This window comes from Geotalea uraniireducens Rf4 (assembly GCF_000016745.1).
GTDB classification, from domain to species: domain Bacteria; phylum Desulfobacterota; class Desulfuromonadia; order Geobacterales; family Geobacteraceae; genus Geotalea; species Geotalea uraniireducens.
This window is the reverse complement of the sequence record NC_009483.1, coordinates 498577-518443: the sequence shown is the minus strand read 5'-3', so window position 1 is coordinate 518443 and position 19867 is coordinate 498577. Positions and strand designations below refer to the sequence as shown.

24 protein-coding genes are annotated in these 19867 nt (G+C 53.8%); 13 read left to right on the top strand and 11 right to left on the bottom strand.

The window, feature by feature from the left end; translation table 11 throughout:
• Positions 1–181 precede the first annotated feature (181 nt).
• Positions 182–1099 carry a LysR family transcriptional regulator gene (locus GURA_RS02305; RefSeq protein ID WP_041245680.1) on the top strand — a complete coding sequence of 306 codons (918 nt, stop codon included), beginning with the start codon at positions 182–184 and terminating at the stop codon, positions 1097–1099.
• A gap of 71 nt (positions 1100–1170) precedes the next feature.
• On the opposite strand, the gene extKL is transcribed toward GURA_RS02305, so the two are convergent.
• The 4 genes from extKL to GURA_RS02280 form a co-directional block, all read right to left on the bottom strand.
• Positions 1171–2529, bottom strand: a complete 1359-nt coding sequence (gene extKL / locus GURA_RS02295) for a multiheme c-type cytochrome (seleno)protein ExtKL (RefSeq protein ID WP_407639377.1) — start codon at positions 2527–2529, stop codon at positions 1171–1173.
• A gap of 55 nt (positions 2530–2584) precedes the next feature.
• A complete protein-coding gene (extJ, locus tag GURA_RS02290) occupies positions 2585–2902 on the bottom strand; it encodes a selenite/tellurite reduction operon protein ExtJ (protein ID WP_011937387.1) in 318 nt (105 codons plus the stop codon).
• Between the two features lie 37 nt (positions 2903–2939).
• Positions 2940–4145 carry a selenite/tellurite reduction operon porin ExtI gene (gene extI / locus GURA_RS02285; RefSeq protein ID WP_011937386.1) on the bottom strand — a complete coding sequence of 402 codons (1206 nt, stop codon included), beginning with the start codon at positions 4143–4145 and terminating at the stop codon, positions 2940–2942.
• Positions 4146–4229: 84 nt separating this feature from the next.
• On the bottom strand, positions 4230–6155 hold the full coding sequence (locus tag GURA_RS02280) for a sulfurtransferase (RefSeq protein WP_011937385.1): 1926 nt from the start codon (positions 6153–6155) through the stop codon (positions 4230–4232).
• A 270-nt stretch (positions 6156–6425) separates the two neighbouring features.
• On the opposite strand from GURA_RS02280, the gene GURA_RS02275 reads away from it, so the two are divergent.
• The 10 genes from GURA_RS02275 to GURA_RS02230 all read left to right on the top strand — a co-directional run bounded on the left by GURA_RS02275 (position 6426) and on the right by GURA_RS02230 (position 12575).
• On the top strand, positions 6426–7601 hold the full coding sequence (locus GURA_RS02275; RefSeq protein WP_011937084.1) for an IS4-like element ISGur4 family transposase: 1176 nt from the start codon (positions 6426–6428) through the stop codon (positions 7599–7601).
• 78 nt (positions 7602–7679) lie between these two features.
• Positions 7680–8630 (top strand): LysR family transcriptional regulator, encoded by a 951-nt coding sequence (locus tag GURA_RS02270; RefSeq protein ID WP_011937384.1) that lies wholly within the window; start codon positions 7680–7682, stop codon positions 8628–8630.
• 95 nt (positions 8631–8725) lie between these two features.
• Positions 8726–9085, top strand: coding sequence for a hypothetical protein (locus tag GURA_RS02265; RefSeq protein WP_011937383.1), 360 nt, complete (start codon positions 8726–8728; stop codon positions 9083–9085).
• A 13-nt stretch (positions 9086–9098) separates the two neighbouring features.
• On the top strand, positions 9099–9371 hold the full coding sequence (locus GURA_RS02260; RefSeq protein WP_011937382.1) for a 4Fe-4S dicluster domain-containing protein: 273 nt from the start codon (positions 9099–9101) through the stop codon (positions 9369–9371).
• A gap of 69 nt (positions 9372–9440) precedes the next feature.
• Positions 9441–9755: an ArsR/SmtB family transcription factor gene (locus GURA_RS02255; RefSeq protein ID WP_011937381.1), complete on the top strand. Its 315-nt coding sequence runs from the start codon at positions 9441–9443 to the stop codon at positions 9753–9755.
• Between the two features lie 65 nt (positions 9756–9820).
• Complete coding sequence (locus GURA_RS02250; protein ID WP_011937380.1) at positions 9821–10768, top strand: permease; 948 nt, start codon at positions 9821–9823, stop codon at positions 10766–10768.
• 11 nt (positions 10769–10779) lie between these two features.
• Complete coding sequence (locus GURA_RS02245) at positions 10780–11250, top strand: rhodanese-like domain-containing protein (RefSeq protein ID WP_041245223.1); 471 nt, start codon at positions 10780–10782, stop codon at positions 11248–11250.
• A gap of 37 nt (positions 11251–11287) precedes the next feature.
• Positions 11288–11518 (top strand): thioredoxin family protein, encoded by a 231-nt coding sequence (locus tag GURA_RS02240; RefSeq protein WP_011937378.1) that lies wholly within the window; start codon positions 11288–11290, stop codon positions 11516–11518.
• A complete protein-coding gene (locus GURA_RS02235) occupies positions 11515–11892 on the top strand; it encodes a thioredoxin family protein (RefSeq protein WP_011937377.1) in 378 nt (125 codons plus the stop codon). The genes GURA_RS02240 and GURA_RS02235 overlap by 4 nt, the downstream gene beginning before the upstream one ends.
• A complete protein-coding gene (locus tag GURA_RS02230; RefSeq protein WP_011937376.1) occupies positions 11889–12575 on the top strand; it encodes a cytochrome c biogenesis CcdA family protein in 687 nt (228 codons plus the stop codon). The genes GURA_RS02235 and GURA_RS02230 overlap by 4 nt, the downstream gene beginning before the upstream one ends.
• Before the next feature lie 55 nt (positions 12576–12630).
• Here the strand turns inward: GURA_RS02230 and GURA_RS02225 are convergent, their stop codons facing one another.
• Positions 12631–13851: a radical SAM/SPASM family putative metalloenzyme maturase gene (locus GURA_RS02225; RefSeq protein WP_232278966.1), complete on the bottom strand. Its 1221-nt coding sequence runs from the start codon at positions 13849–13851 to the stop codon at positions 12631–12633.
• 964 nt (positions 13852–14815) lie between these two features.
• Between GURA_RS02225 and ric the strand changes: the two genes are divergently transcribed.
• A complete protein-coding gene (ric, locus tag GURA_RS02220) occupies positions 14816–15526 on the top strand; it encodes an iron-sulfur cluster repair di-iron protein (RefSeq protein WP_011937374.1) in 711 nt (236 codons plus the stop codon).
• Here the strand turns inward: ric and GURA_RS02215 are convergent.
• The 4 genes from GURA_RS02215 to GURA_RS02205 are packed head-to-tail and all read right to left on the bottom strand — an operon-like array spanning position 15523 to position 16652.
• Entirely contained in the window at positions 15523–15726 is a 204-nt protein-coding gene (locus GURA_RS02215) for a PAS domain S-box protein (protein WP_011937373.1), read from the bottom strand. The genes ric and GURA_RS02215 overlap by 4 nt on opposite strands.
• A gap of 7 nt (positions 15727–15733) precedes the next feature.
• A complete protein-coding gene (locus GURA_RS02210) occupies positions 15734–16219 on the bottom strand; it encodes a ferritin-like domain-containing protein (protein WP_011937372.1) in 486 nt (161 codons plus the stop codon).
• A 15-nt stretch (positions 16220–16234) separates the two neighbouring features.
• The gene (locus GURA_RS24050; protein ID WP_157046110.1) at positions 16235–16402 is read right to left on the bottom strand and encodes a hypothetical protein; all 168 of its coding nucleotides are present in this window, start codon (positions 16400–16402) and stop codon (positions 16235–16237) included.
• 55 nt (positions 16403–16457) lie between these two features.
• Positions 16458–16652 carry a ferredoxin gene (locus GURA_RS02205; RefSeq protein WP_011937371.1) on the bottom strand — a complete coding sequence of 65 codons (195 nt, stop codon included), beginning with the start codon at positions 16650–16652 and terminating at the stop codon, positions 16458–16460.
• A 284-nt stretch (positions 16653–16936) separates the two neighbouring features.
• Between GURA_RS02205 and mobB the strand changes: the two genes are divergently transcribed.
• A complete protein-coding gene (gene mobB, locus GURA_RS02200) occupies positions 16937–17440 on the top strand; it encodes a molybdopterin-guanine dinucleotide biosynthesis protein B (protein WP_011937370.1) in 504 nt (167 codons plus the stop codon).
• A gap of 94 nt (positions 17441–17534) precedes the next feature.
• On the opposite strand, the gene GURA_RS02195 is transcribed toward mobB, so the two are convergent.
• Both GURA_RS02195 and GURA_RS02190 read right to left on the bottom strand, forming a co-directional pair.
• Entirely contained in the window at positions 17535–18383 is an 849-nt protein-coding gene (locus GURA_RS02195; protein WP_157046109.1) for a mechanosensitive ion channel family protein, read from the bottom strand.
• Between the two features lie 158 nt (positions 18384–18541).
• Positions 18542–19795: a Fic family protein gene (locus GURA_RS02190; RefSeq protein ID WP_011937368.1), complete on the bottom strand. Its 1254-nt coding sequence runs from the start codon at positions 19793–19795 to the stop codon at positions 18542–18544.
• Positions 19796–19867: the final 72 nt, after the last annotated feature.

Below are 19867 nucleotides of genomic sequence, written 5' to 3'. Positions count from 1 at the left end.
ACCCCGGCTTGCCGGGAAACACCGCCGACTCCACCAAACAATATGAATATTATTTAGTAACCCAATTCGCATTATATTTCTTTATTGCACTATATCGGTTTTTTTGGGATAACCGTAAGTGAATGTTTCGCATGATCGGCATGCGCAACGCGCATACCGGCACTTTGAAGAGGGCATGGCCATGGATCTCGTACTTCTCAAAACCTTCCTGAAGGTTGCAGCCGTCGGTAACATCTCCAAGGCCGCGGCCGTCCTTTTCGTCACCCAGTCGGCGGTTTCGCGTCGTATCAAGCAACTCGAGGATTACGTGGGCAAACCGCTCATGGAAAGGTCCGGAGCATCGCTCGTGCTGACGGATGCCGGGCACATGCTGATCGACAAGGCTCGCAAGATCCTTGACCTCGAGCGGGAACTCCTCGACAGCCTCGACATCAGCAAGGGCAAACAGAAAATCTCCTTCTGCTGCACCCCGTCCCTCGGCATCGACCGTCTGCCCAGTGTCCTTTCTTCTTTTGTTGCCGACCACGCCACCACCGTCGACCTGAACTGCGTCTTCGCCATGCCCGAGGAGGCGCTTGTGGGAATCGACAGCGGCCGCTTCGACCTCGCCCTGATCGAACACTGCGACGAGGTCGACCTGAAAAGCCACGCCACCCATCCCCTCCCCGACGACGAAGTGCTGTTTTTCAGTGCTCCCGCACTAGGCATCGCCGCGAAAGAAACCACCATCGACCGGCTCTTCGGCGAACGCCTTTACCTGAAGAACGAAAAGGGGTGCGCGAAGCGGTTCATCGACAAGAACCTGCGGACGGTCGGCCGCACCTGCGGCGAATTCTCGAGCGTGGTCTATTTCGACGATTTCACCTTCATCATCCGTGAGGTCCTTGCCGGCAAAGGGATCATGTTCGCATCGAGCGGCATTGTTGCGGAAGAGCTGCGAAGCGGCCTGCTTCGGGGCCACCGAGTCAGCGAATTCAGCCACTGCCGGCCACGCACCCTGATACTTGCCCGCCAGGAATTGTCCCCTTCTCTCCAGGTTTTCATTGATTGCCTTTTTGCAGCATTCGACTTGACACGCCCCATAAATTTCCCTGCGTAGCAGTATGTAAAAAAAAGCCGGCGTTTTCGCGCCGGCATCACATGAAGGAGGTAATACTGTGAAACCTGTTGTTACTTCCCTTTGATGCTGATGCTGACGGTCTTGCTGAACTCCCGCCATAGAAACGGATCGCTGCTCGGCTTTCCGAGCGGGCCGAACGGGAGATACCAGAGCTTCACCTCGACGTCCAGGTCGTAGGTCGCGGGTTTGTTGACAAACTTGCCGTCCACTTCCACCTCTTCAATCGGGAACATGATATCGAAACGCTCGTGGACTGCTTTGCCCGGCGGCAACCCGGTGTCTTCAATCAACCCGCTCTTTTCGTAGGGGCCGCGCCCCATCCGGTCGCCACGACCCAACTGCTGCGGTACCGGCATGTAGATCTTCTCCTGGTTGAACACTTCTTTGCCATCCTTCGTTTTTGCTATTACCGACAGAACCAGTCGGTTGGGGGTCGGTCAGCCATCAGGGATGGAGTGTCCGGCCCGGTTGATCATTTCCACCTTGACCACCGCTTTCGGTTTGATGTCTGCTCCGTCACGCCAGTAGTAACCGAATGTTTCGGTCTTGAAATCCACCGCCGCCTTGGCCATCGCCGGGTCACGGTAAGCCTGGATGTTGTGGCCGAGCTTGCTCTCCCTCATGTGGCAGTCCTGGCAGTTCTTCTGCCCTATCTCGGACTTGTAGGCCCAGAGATAGCTGCCGTAACTCGTACAACACTGGGTCGGCTCATCCAGTTCCAGGTTCGGTCCCATGCCGTGACATTGACCGCACTGGATAGCTTCGCTCATGATGGGACTTACTGCCATCTTGGGAAACTTGTCCGAAGGGTGGTCACCGTCCTTTGAGCCGTAGATCACCCCCGCCTTCGCATAGCCGTCCTGCCACTTGTGGGTGATGGCATTGCGGTTGTGGCAGATAAGACAGTTGATACTGACGCTCTTGAGTTTTTCTTCTTCTTTCATTGCCGCAACCTTGTCTTTCTTCTTCAGGGCGGTCTTCCAGTCGTATAGGGTGGTAACGATCTCCTGGGCCACCGAGTCATCGGCATCGGCCAGTTGCGGCAGATGGCACTTGGCGCACCCCATCAGGTGTTCCACCTTGACGTCCTTCGGGCTCTTCACCCCCGAGTACGGCTCTTCCATGAGACCGTTCTCGATGGTGGTCATTATGGTCAGCGCCGTCCGCGCCGTACCGAAGATGGAGCGCGAATGTATGGACTTCTGCGATTCGTCGTGCTTGTCCTGATGACATTCGATGCAGGAACTTGAGTCGTACATCTTTGCCAGTTCGGCAAGGGTTTTGGCCTTCCCCATTGTGGCGGCTATCGTCTTGTCCCGCCCGATTCCGACATTACCTGCGAAGGCCGGACCGACCAGGATGGCGGAGGCCGCAAGCAGGGCCAGGGCACCGGTTACGCGTTGTTTCATCATGTTCCTCCCTTCATAAATAAGCCACGGGGAGGGCTGCCCCCCGCGCCCTGTGTCAGCAACCCTGGAGCTCGTCACCGGACGATTCACTGATGGTCATGCTGCTGTCAGCTTTGATCTTGGCAGCCTTGGCCTTGATGAACTTGAGCACGACCACATTCCCATTTACCTCGACTACCATCGGGGCACCTCCCATTGCCTGAACAGCGCTCCCTTTCTTCACCCAGGCGGGGAGCTCCTTGTCAACCGTAACCGATACTTTTTCTCCGTCGACTGCGGTTACTTTTCCGGTAAAAGTGCCGGCGGCAATGGAGGCGGCCGCTAAAACAACGGTTATGAGCAATGTCGCAACAAGTGTGAATGATTTTTTCATGGTCTCTCTCCTTAATCAGGTCTGTGCTGTGACTCGTTTAGAATATCAGCTGCAATTGGGTGACGAACGTCGTGAAATCCTTGCTCGTCACTCCGTTGACCGTCCCATCCTTGTCGAAGGCAGTGTGTGCCGCTTCGAAGGTCAGCTTCAGGTTCTGGCCACGGAAGTAGTAATTGGCGCCCCCCCCGTACCAGTCGACCTTCTGGTCGGAAATGTTGTTCAGTTCGGCGAAACGCCACTTCTCGTATCGGCCGAAGAACTGCAGCGGAAGGTTCGGGAGCATGTACCCCCCCTTCACGTACCAGCCGTTTTTCTGCCCGTTGAGGCCGATGGTTCCCGCGTCGGGATTGGCTCCTTTGTAGGCGTCATCCAGGTCCACATCTTCATAGGCAGCGGATGCTGTGACGGTGCCGATTCCTTCAAGGGGATACTCGAAGAAGCCATCAATCGTCCAGGCCTGGTAGTCCTTCTTGTCCGTTCTGGTAACCGTATCGCCATAGGCTATCTCCGGTTCGAACTGATAGGCGCCGCCGATGGTCAGGACCTTCTTCTTTCCAAGGTAGGTGCCCTTGTAGCCATAATCGTTCTCAGGATCGAGCAGCGTGACGTGGCCGCGGAAGGAGTAGCGGAAATTTGAACTGGGAGCGGTATCGCCCGATACGGCCTTGCGCCCTTCCATGGCATCGACGCGGTACTGGAAGATGTCATTGAACAGGTTGCCCCACACCGCTACCCCGGTGTCACGGGTGGTGGTGTAGGCGGTGCGGATGAAGAGCGACCGGTCGAGGGTCAGGGGCATCTCGCACGCTTCCAGGTTCTCGCGGGAGAGGTTGTACTTGAACTTGCCGGCGTTCACATGGAAACTGTCGTTCAGTTTGAAGCGCATCACCGCGTCGAGGAGCTGGAATTCCGTCCCCTGGTTGGTGCTGGCGACGCCGAGGGTGGTCACGTTCTGGTCCTCGGTAAATTCCGTCTGGACGTAGAGACTCAGCATCTCGCCGTACTTGCCCATGAAGGCAAGCCGGTTGCGGCGGAAGTTGAAATTGGTGGTGGTATCGTCATTGTTCTCGCCTGATCCGGTATCCCGGACCGTCATCTGTAACTGTCCCTTATAGTCGATCTGCAATGCGCCCTGGTCCTCCGGGCCGAAGGTGATGCGGGGACCGGCGAAGGCGGTCCCGGTCATCAGGGTCAGGCCGAGCAGGGTCGCGCTGAGGATACCGGTTTTTTTGTTATTAATCATAGCTTGATTGCTCCTTTTCGTTCGTTAATGCTGCCGCCTGTCCCGTTTTTTCCGGCAGGCGGCAGTCAAGCAGACACGCGGGTACTAGCAGCCGCCACCTTTGGGGATGAAGGGCGCAGGCCCGCTGCTGCCGCTCGATGCACCGGCGGGGGTGGTGTATGCCTTGTCCGTGTTGTTGATCTCACTTCCTGCCCCGCTGTAGGCGGGATGAGTGACGATCGGAGCCCAGTCGGTCAGGCTGCTGTAAGTTTTGTTGTTATAAAGGAAAGCTATGGAACTGTTTGGTGTCGAAGTAAGCATCGTGTATGTCAAGGAGCCCAGAGGCCTGAACATCACGTGCTCGGAGCGGTGTGCCGTATCCCAGAACGTGTTGCCGCCGAGGGCGCCACCCTTCTTGACCAGCCCGTTGACTGGCTGTTTTGTGAATGAGTCGACGAACTGGGTCCCGTCCCACTCAAGGTACTTGTTCGACGCGGCATAGAAGACCACCGACGGGCTTGGAGCGGGATAGGACGGATAGGCAGTGTAGTCGTCGTTCATCACATAGGTGGGATCGGTAGGCTCATAGGCCGCCATATTGGCCCATTCCAGCCATGAGCCGTCGTAGATCTTGACGTTCTGGAAACCGCAGACCTCGTGCAGGGCATAATAGTAGATGGAGGCCAGCGCACCGGAGTTGCAGTAGACTACGATCGGCTTGCTGCCGTCGATACCGGCGGTGGCGAAGACGGACTTCATGGCAGCCTGGTCGAGATAACTGACACCGTCCGGCTTGCAAAGAGACGGCACGGTTATGTTGTATGTGCCGGTCTTGGTGACCTTGGCCCCCTTGATGATTCCTTCGAAGGCGGCGGCCTTGTTGCCGAGCGGGAAGGAAAGCGGGACACCGCCATTGGGATTGGGGCCGGCCGGAGCCGTAATCCCGATAAAGGCGTTTGGAAGGGTGATCGGAGGGTTGGATGATCCGCTGAACGCCACGCGGGCAGGGGTTGTTTCCTTGAAGAGCAGTTCGCTCAGCGTCACATGCCTACCGTCGCTATTCCTCACAAAATAGAGACCTTCCGTGGAGTTTTTGGACATCGTATATCCGGGTATTTCAAATGCATCCGGAATCCCGTTGTTATCCTGATCGAGGAAATAGTAGGCCGCCGGTGGTTGACGGGTATCGAGCACAACGACGCTGCCCGTGGTCTGGTTGGTCGCCCCGCTGTCCACCAATTGGATCATCTCACCGATACTTATCCGTGCATCGAGATGTTTCTGGCCAAGTTGGGTGACACTGAACGTGGAAGGGGTGATCGTGGAAATCACCTTGCCTGTTTCAAGCGGAAATCCGGCTTGGGCGTATGCCTTGTTGCCGCCGTTCAAGACCTTGATATTGTTTCTGGAAAAGCCCCAGTAGTAGAGGGTCCAGAAGAGCCGCGCGGAACAGAAGCCGGGGTAGTCATAGCGCGAAGTGGTCAGAACGAGCACATCATCCTTGTTGACCCCCAGCTTCTGGAGCATCTGATCGATATAGGCGCCGGTCCCCACCTCGTGTTCGGTCTCGATCGGGCCATCGTTCCTGGTGGCTACCTCGTAGCCGGCATGTGAAACCTGGGGAATTGCGCCGGGGATGTGCCCCAGCAGGTTCGCATTTTTCAGACCGTCGATCATCTTGTATTGAGGGCTCAGGGTTCCACCGTACTGAGTGATCATCTGCTGTTTTATCAGGGTGGAATCACCCGCAAACCAGCTGTCGGTATCGGTATCGTTGGGAAAAACGTCAAGAATCACGACTCGCTTGCCGTCGTCTGTTTTATTCCCTTGAGTAACCCACCTGTTTACCGTGGCGGGATCGATCATGGTATTCACCGTGGCGTCGTTGGCGTAATACTTGGCCGCAGATACGGCTGCCGGATTATCGTACCCCTTTGTTCCACAGCCCCATATCACCAGGGTGCTGATAATAACAACGCCCAGTAACGCAAGTAACAGCAGCTTCGTCTTTTTAATTGCCTTTTCCGACATAATACCTCCTCTCAAGAATCATAAATGTCTGTTACGCCCCGTAAAATAAAAGCTTTGGCACCTCCCGGAAGTAATATTTGCAATTAATTAATGTTGAAAATATCCTGAAACTCCTATAAAAATACAGCATTGTCCGGTTTGGTCTTTGCAAGGTTCTTTGAGAATGTAAAAAAGTTGTAAAATCAGCGTTATACCGCATTATTTGCTTGACTTTGAGTAAAAAAACGGTGGTCCGCACTCGTAACTATCCAATATTACAGGAGTTACGATATGCGACCGTTCAAACGACTGAAACAAAGACGAAAATCACGCGCTTTCAAATTGCTTCTTACCCCGATTTTTGAGAGATTCAAGTCAGATAATGAACTTGAATCCAGGGGGTATCGCCCGTTGCAAATGACTTTCGATGATCAGCTAAAAGCCCTGATCTTTTATCACTTGGAAGAGTTCTCTTCCGGGAGCGAACTTCTCCAGGCGCTGGATCAGGATGACTTCGCCAAGGAATGTGTTGCTCCCCCCAAGGGAATCAAAAAGAGCTCTTTCTTTGAGGCAATCAACAACCGTGGTCTTGAACAGCTTTCCGAGGTATTCGGGCATCTTGTCAAGCAAGCAGGCAGAGTGCTTCCCGATGAATATGCTCACCTTGGCAATCTGGTATCCATAGACGGTTCTTTGATAGATGCTGTTCTATCTATGGAATGGGCAGATTACCGAAGCGGCTCTAAGAAGGCCAAGGCCCATATCGGCTTCGATATCAACCGTGGTATTCCAAGGAAGATATTCCTGACCGACGGTAAAGAGGGTGAGCGCCCCTTTGTTGATAAGATCATCGACAAAGGCGAAACCGGTGTCATGGATCGTGGGTATCAGTCTCATAATCACTTTGACCAGTGGCAGGCCGCCGAGAAGTTTTTTGTCTGCCGTATCAGGGAGAATACACACAAAACCGTCATCAGAGAGAATGCCGTAAATCCTGACAGTATTGTCTTCTATGACCAGATAGTACTTCTCGGCACCAAAGGTATAAACCAGACTGAGAAAGAGCTGCGCCTTGTTGGTTACCGTATTGACGGCAAGGACTACTGGGTAGCAACCAACAGATACGACCTGACGGCTGAAGAAGTGGCCCAGGTTTATAAACTGCGCTGGAACATAGAGACCTTCTTCGGTTGGTGGAAACGCCACCTAAAGGTGTATCACCTGATTGCCAGAAGCGAATATGGTCTCATGGTTCAAATACTTGGTGGTCTCATCACCTATCTGCTGCTAGCCATCTATTGCCGTGAGCAGCACCAGGAGCCAGTCAGCATTAGCAGGGTACGAGAATTACGCAATCAGATTGCAAATGAAGCAGCAGCCGAACAGCAGAGCCGTCGCACAAGAATACAAGGTAACTCAAACAAAATTAGACAGTTGAAACGTAAGAAACGTCGTGCAAAAACCTAACCGGAAGTTACTGATAAAAATAAAGCGAATGATTCTCACGATGCTTTGCGTAATGCGCACAGGGAGCTTTTTAAAGTCATGGAATCCATCTATCTCAAAACGTTAATCGAGGCGGTCAAGACCGGCAGCCTTTCCAAAGCGGCGGAAAACCTCTGTGTCAGTCCTTCTGCAGCTTCGCGCCGGATCAAATTTCTAGAGGATCAGTATGGCTATCCGTTGCTGGATCGTTCCGGTCCAGTTCTAAAACCGACTCAAGCCGGCAGTCTGGTTTTCGATAAAGCAAAGAAACTTCTGGAGATTGAACAGGAACTGCTGCACGGATTAACCGAAATGGGCAACAAACCGAGGATATCTTTCTGTTGCACGCCGGCCTTCGGAATCGCTTATTTATCTAGCGTTCTTAAGGAATTCATGATGCATAATGCCGACCTGAACAATCTGAAATTTTTCTTTGACATGCCGGACAAGGTCGTCAAAGGATTAAAGGAACATCTTTTCGATCTGGCGGTCATTGAGCACTGCGCCTGCCTCGACCTCAAAGAGGTTTTGACATTCCCTCTCCCCGACGACGAGATGATCTTTGTCAGCGCGCCGTCTCTCGGGATTGAATCTGCCGTTGCAGATCTTGATATCCTCGTGCAGCAACGTCTTTACAGCAGAAATGAGGGTTGCTGTTCCAAGATTTTTCTCGATAGCAATATGCAGAATGTCGGGAGGGACAGCCAGGAGTTTAAACAGATCATCATCTATGATGACCTCCATCTTATTATCCAGGCAGTACTGGATGGTGAAGGAATCGCTTTTATATCCAGAAGCGTTGTGGATAAATACCTGGATAATGGTTCACTCCGGGTGCATCGCGTTGAAGGTTTCCGACACAACAGAAACAGGACGCTTGTAGTACCTCATGCAAAACAGATAGACACGAATCTAATGAACTTTATTGGCTGTATTTTTTCAGCGTTTTCTTTGACCTTGCCAGAATTAGAAACCACTATTTCTCAGCCCCCTCCTCCTGCCATTTTCTAGCCAGTCAGTCGCTAACCTTTATTTGTCTTGATGAATGAGTAGATAGCGATATACTCACGATGTATCATAAGATCCACTTAACGAAGGGGGTCATCATGGGAAAGAAAGGGTTCATTCTCTGCGTCTGCCAGGGCACCTGTCCGAGTTTCACCAAGATGGACATCTTCGCAGTCCTCTCCGACGTGCGGCGGGAGAAGATTTTCGACTACGTCTGCCTCCACCCGCAACTCTGCGTAGGTGACGGCGAGGAGTTCCTGAAGGTGCTTCTCTCCGGCGGCGAGACGGATAAGCTCTACATCGCCGCCTGCGACCCGCAGATGCAGAGCAAGATGTTCCGGGACGCCTTCGAGGCAGTGAGTTTTGACAAGGCAAACCATATCCCCCTCGACATCCGTAACAAGACTACCGAAGAGGCTGTGGCGGCCATCAAGGAACTGGCGGCAAACAACCCATGAAAAGGGGTGCGCCATGAAAGAGTGGCGCGGCATTCAAAGAGAGGAAATTCCCTGGTATCCGACCATTGACGCGGAGAAATGTATCAGCTGCCGCACCTGCGTCGACTTCTGCAAAAACGACGTGCTCGCCATGGATGAGACTACAGGGAAAGCTACAGTGAAAACCCCCTTCAACTGCGTAGTGGAGTGTCGGACCTGCGCCCGGCTCTGCCCTGCCGGAGCGATCACCTTTCCGGACGAGGAGGCGTTCACCGCGTATCTGAAAGAGAAGCTGGAACGAAGCTAAGAATTTTGTGTTGACAAAAAGAGATAACCACACTATATGCATATATAGTCATACATTATTGGAGTTACCATGAACGACACGGCAACTATACGTGCTGATATTTTGAAGGCCCTGGCCCAACCGACCCGACTAAAAATCATCGACTTCCTCCGCGACGGTGAACGGTGCGTCTGCGAGATCTTCCCCGCCATCGGCGAGGAGCAGTCCAACACCTCCCGGCATCTCAATATGATGCTGGCAAGCGGGATACTCTCAAGGCGCAAGGATGGTTTGAAAATCTTCTACGCCATCAAGCACCCGGAAGTGCTGGAGATCGTCGACTTGGCCGCCCGGATCATGACGCACGAGATCACCGGTCGGCACAAGCTTCTGAAGGCGATATAATCGCCTCGGGGTAATTTTTTTGTCTCATTAAGTGAGTAATCGATCAGACACTCATGGAGTATGACATGCTAAAAAGCTTTGCCGACTACATCGTCTTCACCCTCATTGGCCTCGTTCCGGGTTCCCGCTCGGGCGAAGCGCTCAATTTCTTCATCTACGACACACTAAAGATATTCCTGCTTCTCACCACGATCATTTTCGTGGTAGCGATCATCCGTTCCTCGTTTCCTCCGGAAAAGACCAAGCGTATCCTCTCCCACAAACGGAAATACGTCGGCAATCTGCTGGCTGCACTGCTGGGAATCGTCACCCCTTTCTGTTCCTGTTCGGCGGTGCCGCTCTTCATCGGTTTCGTCGAGTCCGGTGTTCCGTTGGGCGTGACCTTCTCCTTCCTGATATCCTCTCCCATGGTCAACGAGGTGGCGCTGATCATGCTCTGGGGGCTTTTCGGCTGGAAGATTGCCCTGATTTACATCGGCACCGGCCTACTGGTTGCCATCGTAGCCGGCATCGTCATCGGCAAGCTGAAGATGGAGAAGTACGTCCAGGAATATGTCTGGCAGATGCAGGTGGGCAATGGAAAGATCACTGTCATGAACTTCCGCCAGAAGCTCGACTACGCCCAGGAGTATACCCTGGGGCTCCTGAAGAAGATCTGGCCGTATGTGGTTATCGGGGTTGGGGTGGGCGCCTTCATCCACGGCTATGTGCCGCAGGACTTCCTGGCCCGCTGGGCGGGGCGGGACAACCCCTTCGCCGTGCCGGTGGCAGTGGCGCTGGGAGTTCCTCTCTACTCAAACGCCGCCGGGGTGATTCCCATCGTCCACGCCCTCATGGAAAAGGGAATGGCCATCGGCACCGTGCTGGCGTTCATGATGGCGGTAACGGCACTATCATTGCCGGAAGCGGTCATTCTGAGTAACGTTCTTAAGAAACCGCTCCTCGCGACTTTCTTCGGCATCGTGACGACCGCTATCGTCATCGTCGGCTATCTGTTCAATGCCATATTGTAAGGAGGAGAACCTTGAAACGCTTTGTGATGATTGTTTTTATGACGCTGATGACTCTGCAACTTTATCCCACAACCATCTTTGCAGTTGCATCGGAATTCGAGACATTTCTCGGTCGTTTCGACTACGAAGTGCGTGATGACATGAAGATCGACAGCAAGGGGCTTGTCCCCCTGCTCACCACCGGCAAGGCGATACTGGTAGACGTGCGGTTCAAGGAAGAGGTAGCCGCCTGGCACACCGGTTTTGCCCTGAACATTCCGCTGAATGAGCTCCCTCGACGAATCGGGGAACTGCCCAAGGACAAGATCATCGTTGCTGCCTGTCCCCACAAGGACCGTTCCGCGATTGCCATGGCCTATCTGCGGAGCAAAGGCTATGACGCCAAATATCTCACGGATGGCCTGATCGGCCTGGCGGAACTGTTGCGGGGTGAACGGGCCAAGGACTTTATGGAAGATATGAACAAGGCAAAAACAAAATAATGCTGAAAAGAAAAATCAGCGAAAAGGAGAAGCAATCATGAAGATCGAAGTATTGGGAACCGGATGCGCCAAGTGCAAGAGGTTTTACGAAAACACGAAAATAGCCCTGGAAGAAAACGGCAAGAGCGCCGAGGTGGTCAAGGTGGAGGACATCCCTTCGATCATGAAATATGGCGTGATGTGTACCCCTGCGTTGGTGATCGACGGACAGGTGAAATTTTCCGGCAAGGTGGCATCGGTCGGGGAGATCAAGGGGATGCTGTCATGAGGAAATTGATTGTTGCCGCCCTGCTGCTGGCAGCCGCAACCTCCCATGCCGAACTCCCCTCAGCGACTGACACCACTGTCCGGCAGGCGTTCGCGTCCGGCAAGCCGGTTGTCATCGATCTCGGCGCCCGCACCTGCATCCCCTGCAAGAAAATGGCGCCGATCCTGGAATCGTTGTCAGGAGAGTATCGCGGCAGGGCACATGTGCTTTTCATTGACGTTCACGAAGACCGGGCCGCGGCCCGGAAATTCCGTGTCCAGATGATCCCGACCCAGATATTCTTCAACGCCCAGGGAAAAGAGGTCAGGCGCCACATCGGTTTCATGGATAAGGCGGATATCGTTAAGGAACTGAAAGCGGCAGGAATGAAATGACCTTCCTTGATAACATCGAACAGATCATCGCCGTCTATCCGCTAATCGCCTTCGGTGCGGTATTTCTCGGCGGGGTCCTGTCCTCGGCCTCCCCCTGCGTGCTTGCCACCATCCCGCTGGTAGTCGGCTTTGTCGGCGGCTATTCCGAGGGAGACCGCTGGAAGGCGTTTCGCTACTCACTGGCCTTCATCCTGGGGCTCTCCCTCACCTTCACGGCATTTGGTGCTGCCGCCGGACTGCTGGGCACCATGTTCGGCACGTTGGGCGGCTGGTGGTACATGGCCGCCGGGGTCGTGGCGCTGGTGATGGGAGGGCAGATGATGGGTTTCTACGAAATTCGCTTGCCCATCCGACGGGACTACAAGCCAAAGCAGGGCGGCATTATTGGCTCGTTCCTCCTCGGACTCTTCTTCGGCGTCGTCTCGTCACCCTGCGCCACGCCTGTCCTGGTCGTAATCCTCACCTTCGTCGCCGGCAAGAGGCAGGTCCTCTACGGCATGGCCCTCCTCTTTACCTATGCCGTCGGCCACTGCCTCCTCATGCTGCTGGCAGGCACCTTCACCGGCTTTGTCGAGGCGTTCGTCAGAGCCAAGGGAATAGCCGATTTTACCGCCCGAGTGAAAAAAGTCAGCGGCATGATCATCACCATGGCAGGAGGCTATTTCCTCTGGCAGGCGTGGTAGCCCACATGACGTTCCTACTCATTCTCGCAGTAGATTCATTCCTAAGTCCGACAGGCTAGCGGAGACACTGGAACACCCCTGTACACCAGAGGCAGGCGCCACACGGGACCTCCTTGATATGGCAGTCCTGGTGGAACTCTTCGGTCTGGACATAATCGCAAGGGGCAAGACTGCAACTGGAGCAGTTGGGGTAATCGTAGGCGAGGACATTTTCGCGAAAGGCGCGGAATGCCGGATCGTTCCAGATATCCAGGATGCCCCGTTGCTCCACGTTGCCGAACACCTTCGGCTGCACCTGCTGCTGCCAGTTGCTGGCAAAGCAGCTGTAGCGGTGCCAGAGGAAATAGCAGGGGGAGATATTTCCTTCCCAGGAGACGAACGCCCCTCCTTCCTCGACGAAACTGCAGCGGCGATTTTCCCGCAGCGTGACCTCTGGGAGCCGGAGCTCCAGGCCATGTTCCCGGGCCACTGCCTCGGCCTCTGCAAATACGGCGGAAACCTCCTCCATCTTGCCTCTGTCCAACTGGAGGAGCTTTTTCAGGTCGATGAAAATGTCACGCCTTTTTGCCTCGTTCTTCATGGCATCCACAAGATTGATGATCCGCTGTTCTTCAGGGTTCTTGGCGTACTTCCAGCGTGCCTCGAAACAGCGGCTGAGATCAAGACCCTGCCGCTCCGCCTCCGCCTTGTAGTCATTGAACAGGGCGATGGCCTCGTCGGTGCAGCTGGTGTATGCAGCTTCCACCGCATGCAGTTCATCGTACGGCAGGACATGGGTGACGATGGCAAAGGAGGCGCCATGTTGAGCGGCCCAGGAGAGCGCGGCGGGAAGTTCTCCGAGATTGCTCCGCATCGCCACGAATTCTATCCCCACCTCAACTTCCGGCCTGTTGCAGCGCTCCCTGGCCAATGTCAGAGCCGCAAAGGCACGATCGATCGCCGTAAGATCCCCCCCCTCGCGGACCTTGCTGAATGTTTCCGGTGATGCCGCATCGATGGAGATGCAGATCTTGTCGAGACCGGCCTCCACCAGGGAAAATGCCCTGGAGTCGGTGAGCAGCAGGCCGTTGGACTGGAAGCCGATCCACCCCGCTGCCGGCATGGACCTCCTTGCCCTGCGGATGAACCCTTCCAGACCGGGGTTGAGGAGCGGTTCGCCGATGCCGTTGAGGACCAGCGCTTCGAGATGGAGAAAGGCCGGTTCCAGCGCTGCGAAACGTTCGGGCGTCATCTCCCCCTCGGTCATGGCGCAGCCGGCGGTCTGCTTGACGCACATGAAGCAGCCGAGATTTGCAGCGGGTGGTGGTTTCGACGAAGAGCTTGCCGGGATAGGCCCTGATCGCGGGAGAAGGCGCAAGTTTCAGCGTTGTGCCACCTTCGCTAAACCGGTCTGTGATGCTCTCTTTGATGAATCCGCCGGACTCGGGATCTTCCGGATTGATAACCGGCGGTTTTGCATTTTCCGACATGGTAACTCCTCAACAGTGTGCTAAACATAATCAGGTCGCCCTGTAGCGTTACATTACCAGCATTCTAGCCCGGTTGTTTTGACATGTGTCAAATCGGTTCAGAAAAAGCACGATATAATTTACCAGGAGTCTGCGTTGTTCGGTTAAGTTTTAACAACTACACTTCCCCCCTCACCCTAGCCCTCCCGCAAGGGGCGAGGGGACTTTAAAGCTCCCCTCCCTTGATGGGAGGGGCTGGGGGAGGGTGCAACGTGCTGGTTTTTTACGGTTTGGTGAGTCAGTGCAATTCTCTACGGACACTACTGACTAGGAGCCTGTCGGACTTAGGGAATCGTAGCGAGAGAATGGAAAATCGAGGACAGATTTCCGGAAATTTGAGAGCTAATAGTGGACCTATTCGTCGAAAACTTACGGAGATATGGACCGATTTGCCATTCTCGCAGTAGATTCAGTCCTAAGTCCGACAGGCTCCTAGGAGTACACATTTACCTCTACCGCGAGAATTTGACCTACATCAAGGTTATTTTCCCCGGCACGGCTATGCTGGACATAACAGAGCGATTCATGCGGAATCGTGCAAAGATAGAGGAGGATTCATGTCGGAATTATTTGTCGCAGCAATGGGAGGGATCTGGCTTCTTATCATCGTTGTCGCCATGATGCCCAAGGGGAGAAATTCCGAAAGAGAGTGATGTTGCCGGAGGAGAGCCTGCAAGAGGGCCGGTCAGGGATGCCGGTACCCGATGTTCAACCACAGCCAAAGGAGGACCTATGAAAGAGTCAACAACACTTCAAACCGTCGGCGAGATTGTCGCCGGAGATTTCCGGACCGCCAAGGTCTTCGAGAAATACGGCATCGACTTCTGCTGCGGTGGAAAGTTTCCTCTCTCTGCAATATGCAAAGGAAAGGGGATCGACCTTGCCACGATCATGCTGGAGATAGAGGCCGCCAAGAGCGAGCCGCACGAGCGGAGCCAGAACTACGCGGCATGGGAACCTTCGTTCCTCGCCGACTACATCGTCAATACCCACCATGGCTATCTCAATGAGAATACCGGGCAAATCGCCGTCTACGTCCATAAGATAGCCGAGGTCCACGGCGCTCATCATCCCGAGGTGATTGAGATTGCCGGAATCTTCGACAAGATAGCATCCGATATGGCAGCCCATCTCCGCGAAGAGGAGGAGGTGCTCTTTCCGGCCATCAAACGGATCGATGCGGCCAGAAAGGCCGGCACCGCCCCGGAGGAGAGGGATGTGGAAGCGCTCAAGGCATGTCTCGGAAAGCTCAATCAGGAGCACGACGAGATCGGCGACGCGGTCCATACGATCCGCCATCTTGCGAAGGGGTATGCGATCCCCGGCGATGTCTGCAATACCTTCGTGGTCACGTACCAGAAGCTCAAGGAGTTCGAGGATGACCTCCACAAGCATGTCCACCTGGAGAACAACATCCTCTTCCCGAAGGCGGCAGAGCTCTAAAAATAGTCCCGTGCACGGAGATTCTCCGGGATGATGATGTCGAGGGACTGCCCCAACGCTTCCGCGGCAGAATAGCCGAACATTGCCGTTGCTCCGGCATTCCAGAGCCCGATGTTCCCCTCGCGGTCGGCATAGACAAAGGCATCGCTGCTCGCCTCGCCTATTTGCTGATAAAGACGACATTCGTTCAAAATGGGCATGGGAGGGCTAGAACTCCTTCAGGTTGCTGAATTCCCCCCAGGCGAGATAGGTGCTCGGCCTCTCGACAAATTCATAGATGTTCTCCATGATCGAGAGATGCCTTTTCTCTTCTTCGGCCAGTCTCAGCAGGAGGCCCCGCACCGCTTCGTTTCCCTCTTTCGCCGCAAGCTCCTCGTAGAGCTTGATGCTCTGTTCCTCCTCTTTCACCACATGCTCATAACCGTCCTGGTCCTTTTTCAGGTCCGCCAGGAGGTTCTTTCTCTTCAGCAACCCCTCGAAGACGTTCTTCACCGAATCGAGAGCCCTTGACTCCGCCATTTCCGCCGGTAGGCTGTTCTTCATGGCGAGCAGCTGGTCATGATGGTCCTGTTCCGACTCCGCGAGCAGGGTGAAGATGTTTTTCAACTCCGCAACGGAAGTCGCCGCTGCCAGCTTTTCGTAGTATGCCTTGCCATCCTCTTCCATCTTCAATGCAAAATCGAAAACATTCATGATGCCCTCCGTTTTTTACCGGGGAAGCGCCTCGACAAGGTCCCTCAGCGCCTTCACGGCCGTCTCCAGCTCCCCGAGATTAGTTTTCAGCAACGTCAGATCCTTCGGCTCCAATTTCCCGGCAAATTCCCGGACTATCGTTATCTGTTGCGCCAACACTTCATTTATCCTGGCAGTTTCCATAGCCGTCATCTCCTTCATGCTCGCGTTCCGGCTTTAATGATTGCAGACAGAACCGTCATTCCATCCAATGGATGCATGATACCGGGCAGACGTCGATAGCTCCCTGCTGAATTTCCTCCTCAGTAGCGCCGTTCGGATCGTAGCATTCCGCTTTCCCTTCATCGTTGAAACGGAACACGCCCGGACAGTCGGAGACGCAAAGACCGCAGCTTATACACTCTTCCTGATTGACCCATGGTACTTTTGCCATCTTTTTCCCCTCCATTGACGGATAATGGTATATCGGCCGGTTTTTCCCTGCCTCAAAAAAATGTTAACACGTGTCGAGGAATTAACAAGTGCATGTTTGCGACTGACCGAAGCAAGCCGTACAATGCGTTGCAGCCTGGCGCCGACAATACCGGCATATTTCCGCCGATGAGTTACGTTTGACGTGAAGGGGTAAATGACGGTATCATACGAGCATTGATCAGCAGAACATCACATCAAAAATTCAAAAACAGAGTGAAACGCAAGTTTCATGGAGAGGTAATTATGCCCGTTAAGGTAGTCGCATTTGTCGCAAAATCGAATACAGGGAAAACAACGCTGTTGGAGCAAGTTATAAGGGAGCTGAAAAATCGCGGGTATAAGGTTGGGGCTATTAAGCATGATGCGCATCGGTTCGACATCGATCATCCCGGCAAAGATTCTCACCGGCTCACAGTAGCTGGGGCAGACACCATGCTGATCACTTCTCCTGAAAAGCTTGCTCTCATAAAAAAGCATGAGGCGACACCTCCTCTTGAAGAACTGGTTGCCACCTACTTTTCGGATGTGGACATAGTCCTGACCGAAGGCTTCAAAATGAGCTCTCTTCCTAAAATTGAAGTCCACAGACAAGAGCGAAGTCCGACCCTTCTTTGCCGCGGTGAACACCATGATCCCATGCTTGTTGCTGTAGCAAGCGACGAGGCTCTCAACTTGGATGTCCCGATTCTTGATTTGAATGATATATATGGCGTGGCTGATTTTGTAGAGGCAACTTTTCTTAAGTGAATTGCATCTTTTCTGCGATCAACGCACTTCTGACGTCCGCGCAAGCCGGTCCTGCCGATGGTTGGCAGAGAATATCTTGATAAGTTCTATGGGATCAGGGCAACAGATTCAGAAGGTGAATGTCCCGACGGGGAGCCGGGATCTCGATCTTCTTGTCCCGGAAAATTTCTATTATGGCCTGGTAGATTGCAGCCTGCGCAGGAACAAAATCTTCGACCTTCACCCATGGCTTGATCGCCAAGGCGATAGATGATTCATTCAGGGCAGCTATACCGACGAGAGGAGCAGGCTCCTTTAAAACGCTGGGGTTTTGCTGCAGGATATCATTCACTATTGAGAATGCCATGGTGAGGTCCACACTGTATGCTACCCCGGCGGTCAGATCAAGCTGGCGGATATTGCCGTAGTTGTGGAGTATCTCACCCACAAACTTCCTGTTCGGGACAATAACACGGGAATTGTCAGTATGCAGCATAGTGGTAGAAAATAAGGCGATATCCGTTACCTGACCGTATGCCCCGACAATTTCAATATATTCGCCGATAGTGAATGGTTTTGAAAATATGATCGTCAACCCGGCGACAAGGTTGCCGAGGAGTCCCTGCATGGCAAGGCTTGCGCCGACTCCGGCCACGCCGATCCCGGCTATGAGCGGCGTGATCTGCACCCCCATCTGGCCAAGCGCCATGACCCCTATGAATCCTATGACCAGGAGTTTAACAGCCTTGACAATGAGATTGCTGACCGGCTCGTCATAGGCCTTTGCCTTCAGCCAGCGATGTATGAGATTGCCGGCCCAGCGGGCGATAACCACACCTATGCCCATCAGGACAATAGCGGTGAGGATCTGCATCCCGTGATCGACAAAATAGAAAATCACCTTATCGGTCAATTCCGGTGATGTAGCCCCTGCTGCCTTTTTTGCCAGATTGCTGTCCGCCATATGGGAACAGGATATCATGGGAAGATAAATACGCAATGACTTGAGAACAATGAATTATGCGGACCAGCCGAAGGAATTGCACATATATAACCGGACCTGATCTCGGGGTACCCTCAGTTCTCTCAACACTCCGCACAGCGCCCTTTTCACAGATGATGTCAGGCGGGGCCACCGCTTGTAGGGGGATAGAGGCTTGGGAAATAATATTCGACGGCGTGAATAGGGAAGCCGAGGCGAAGCCCACCCTGCGGCATTGGCGAGACTAATAGCTTTTCCTGCAACAGCGCTGAAACCAGACCGCGTGCAACGCGATCGCCCAGTCCCGTAATCCGACCGACTTCGCCGCGCGGAACTTCTCCGCGAAGCAAAGCCTCTTGCAGCAAGCGAGCGGCTTCCGGCCGCATTTTGCTTGCCGATGCTATTCCTGACGGAGGCAGCGCAATATTCAGTGTCCGCAACGTTACATATCCCTTGATCCGCTCCAGCAGACCGTCGAGCTTTAAAACGCTGTCCATATACTCAATCTGATCGACACAGACTTCAAGGAAGACTCGACAGAACTTCTCAAGTCCTTTGCGGGAAAGATTGCCCCTGCCGTCCAGATCTCCCTTGCGCGGTGCATCCGCGTGAGACAATGCATTGTAATAGCTGTCGCGGTTACGAGCGAGACCGCGACTTACATTCCAAATTCCGTACCCCGGCAATATCCGGCGAAATGCGGCATCAGTATAGAGCCGGGCGACGCGGCCGTTGCCATCCATAAACGGGTGTATCCACATCAGCCGGTGATGCGATGCAGCCACGGTGATAATAGGGTGAACGCCGTGCGACTGCGTACCGTACCTTTGATGGAATCTATCAAGAAACGCCTGCAGGCAAAAACTGGCCGGGCCTACATGGGTGCCGACGCGTACGTCTGCCGTCCGGATTTCACCTCCCACTACTTCCAGTTTTTTGCCCGTTTCCTCATTCCTGACCCACCGGAGCTCGTCCGGAAGCTGGTCGTAAAAAATCTTGTGAACCCAGCACAAAAAATCCGGCGAAGTTATCGCAACATCCGGCTCACGAGCCAGCCGCTCCTCGATCTGGCGCTGGCAGTCGATATGCGCGACACTTTCGATTTGCCTGTTACGTTTTGCTGGATCCGATGAGTAATCCTTTCGAGTCGCACGCTCAATGTCGATAGGATGCGTGGAGTTGCCTTCGATCATGTTACTGTAATAACTGTTGATGATCCGTAACAGTTCCCGCATGGAAATCTGTGTGGCTTCCGGCAGCCGTGCGCCGAGGGCAGCCGACTTGGCAAGGATCTGCGCTGCCAGGTCCTCCGACTCGCCATCCTCTACCATCATCGGCTCCATTTCACTGATTTTTGTGTATAGCCCAAGTTTTCGCGCTTCTGATTCCGGCATTAATGCCACCCTATATTGTTATGTAACATTTTGTTTTTTTAGGTTTAAATAATCTACAGCTACGCATCATTT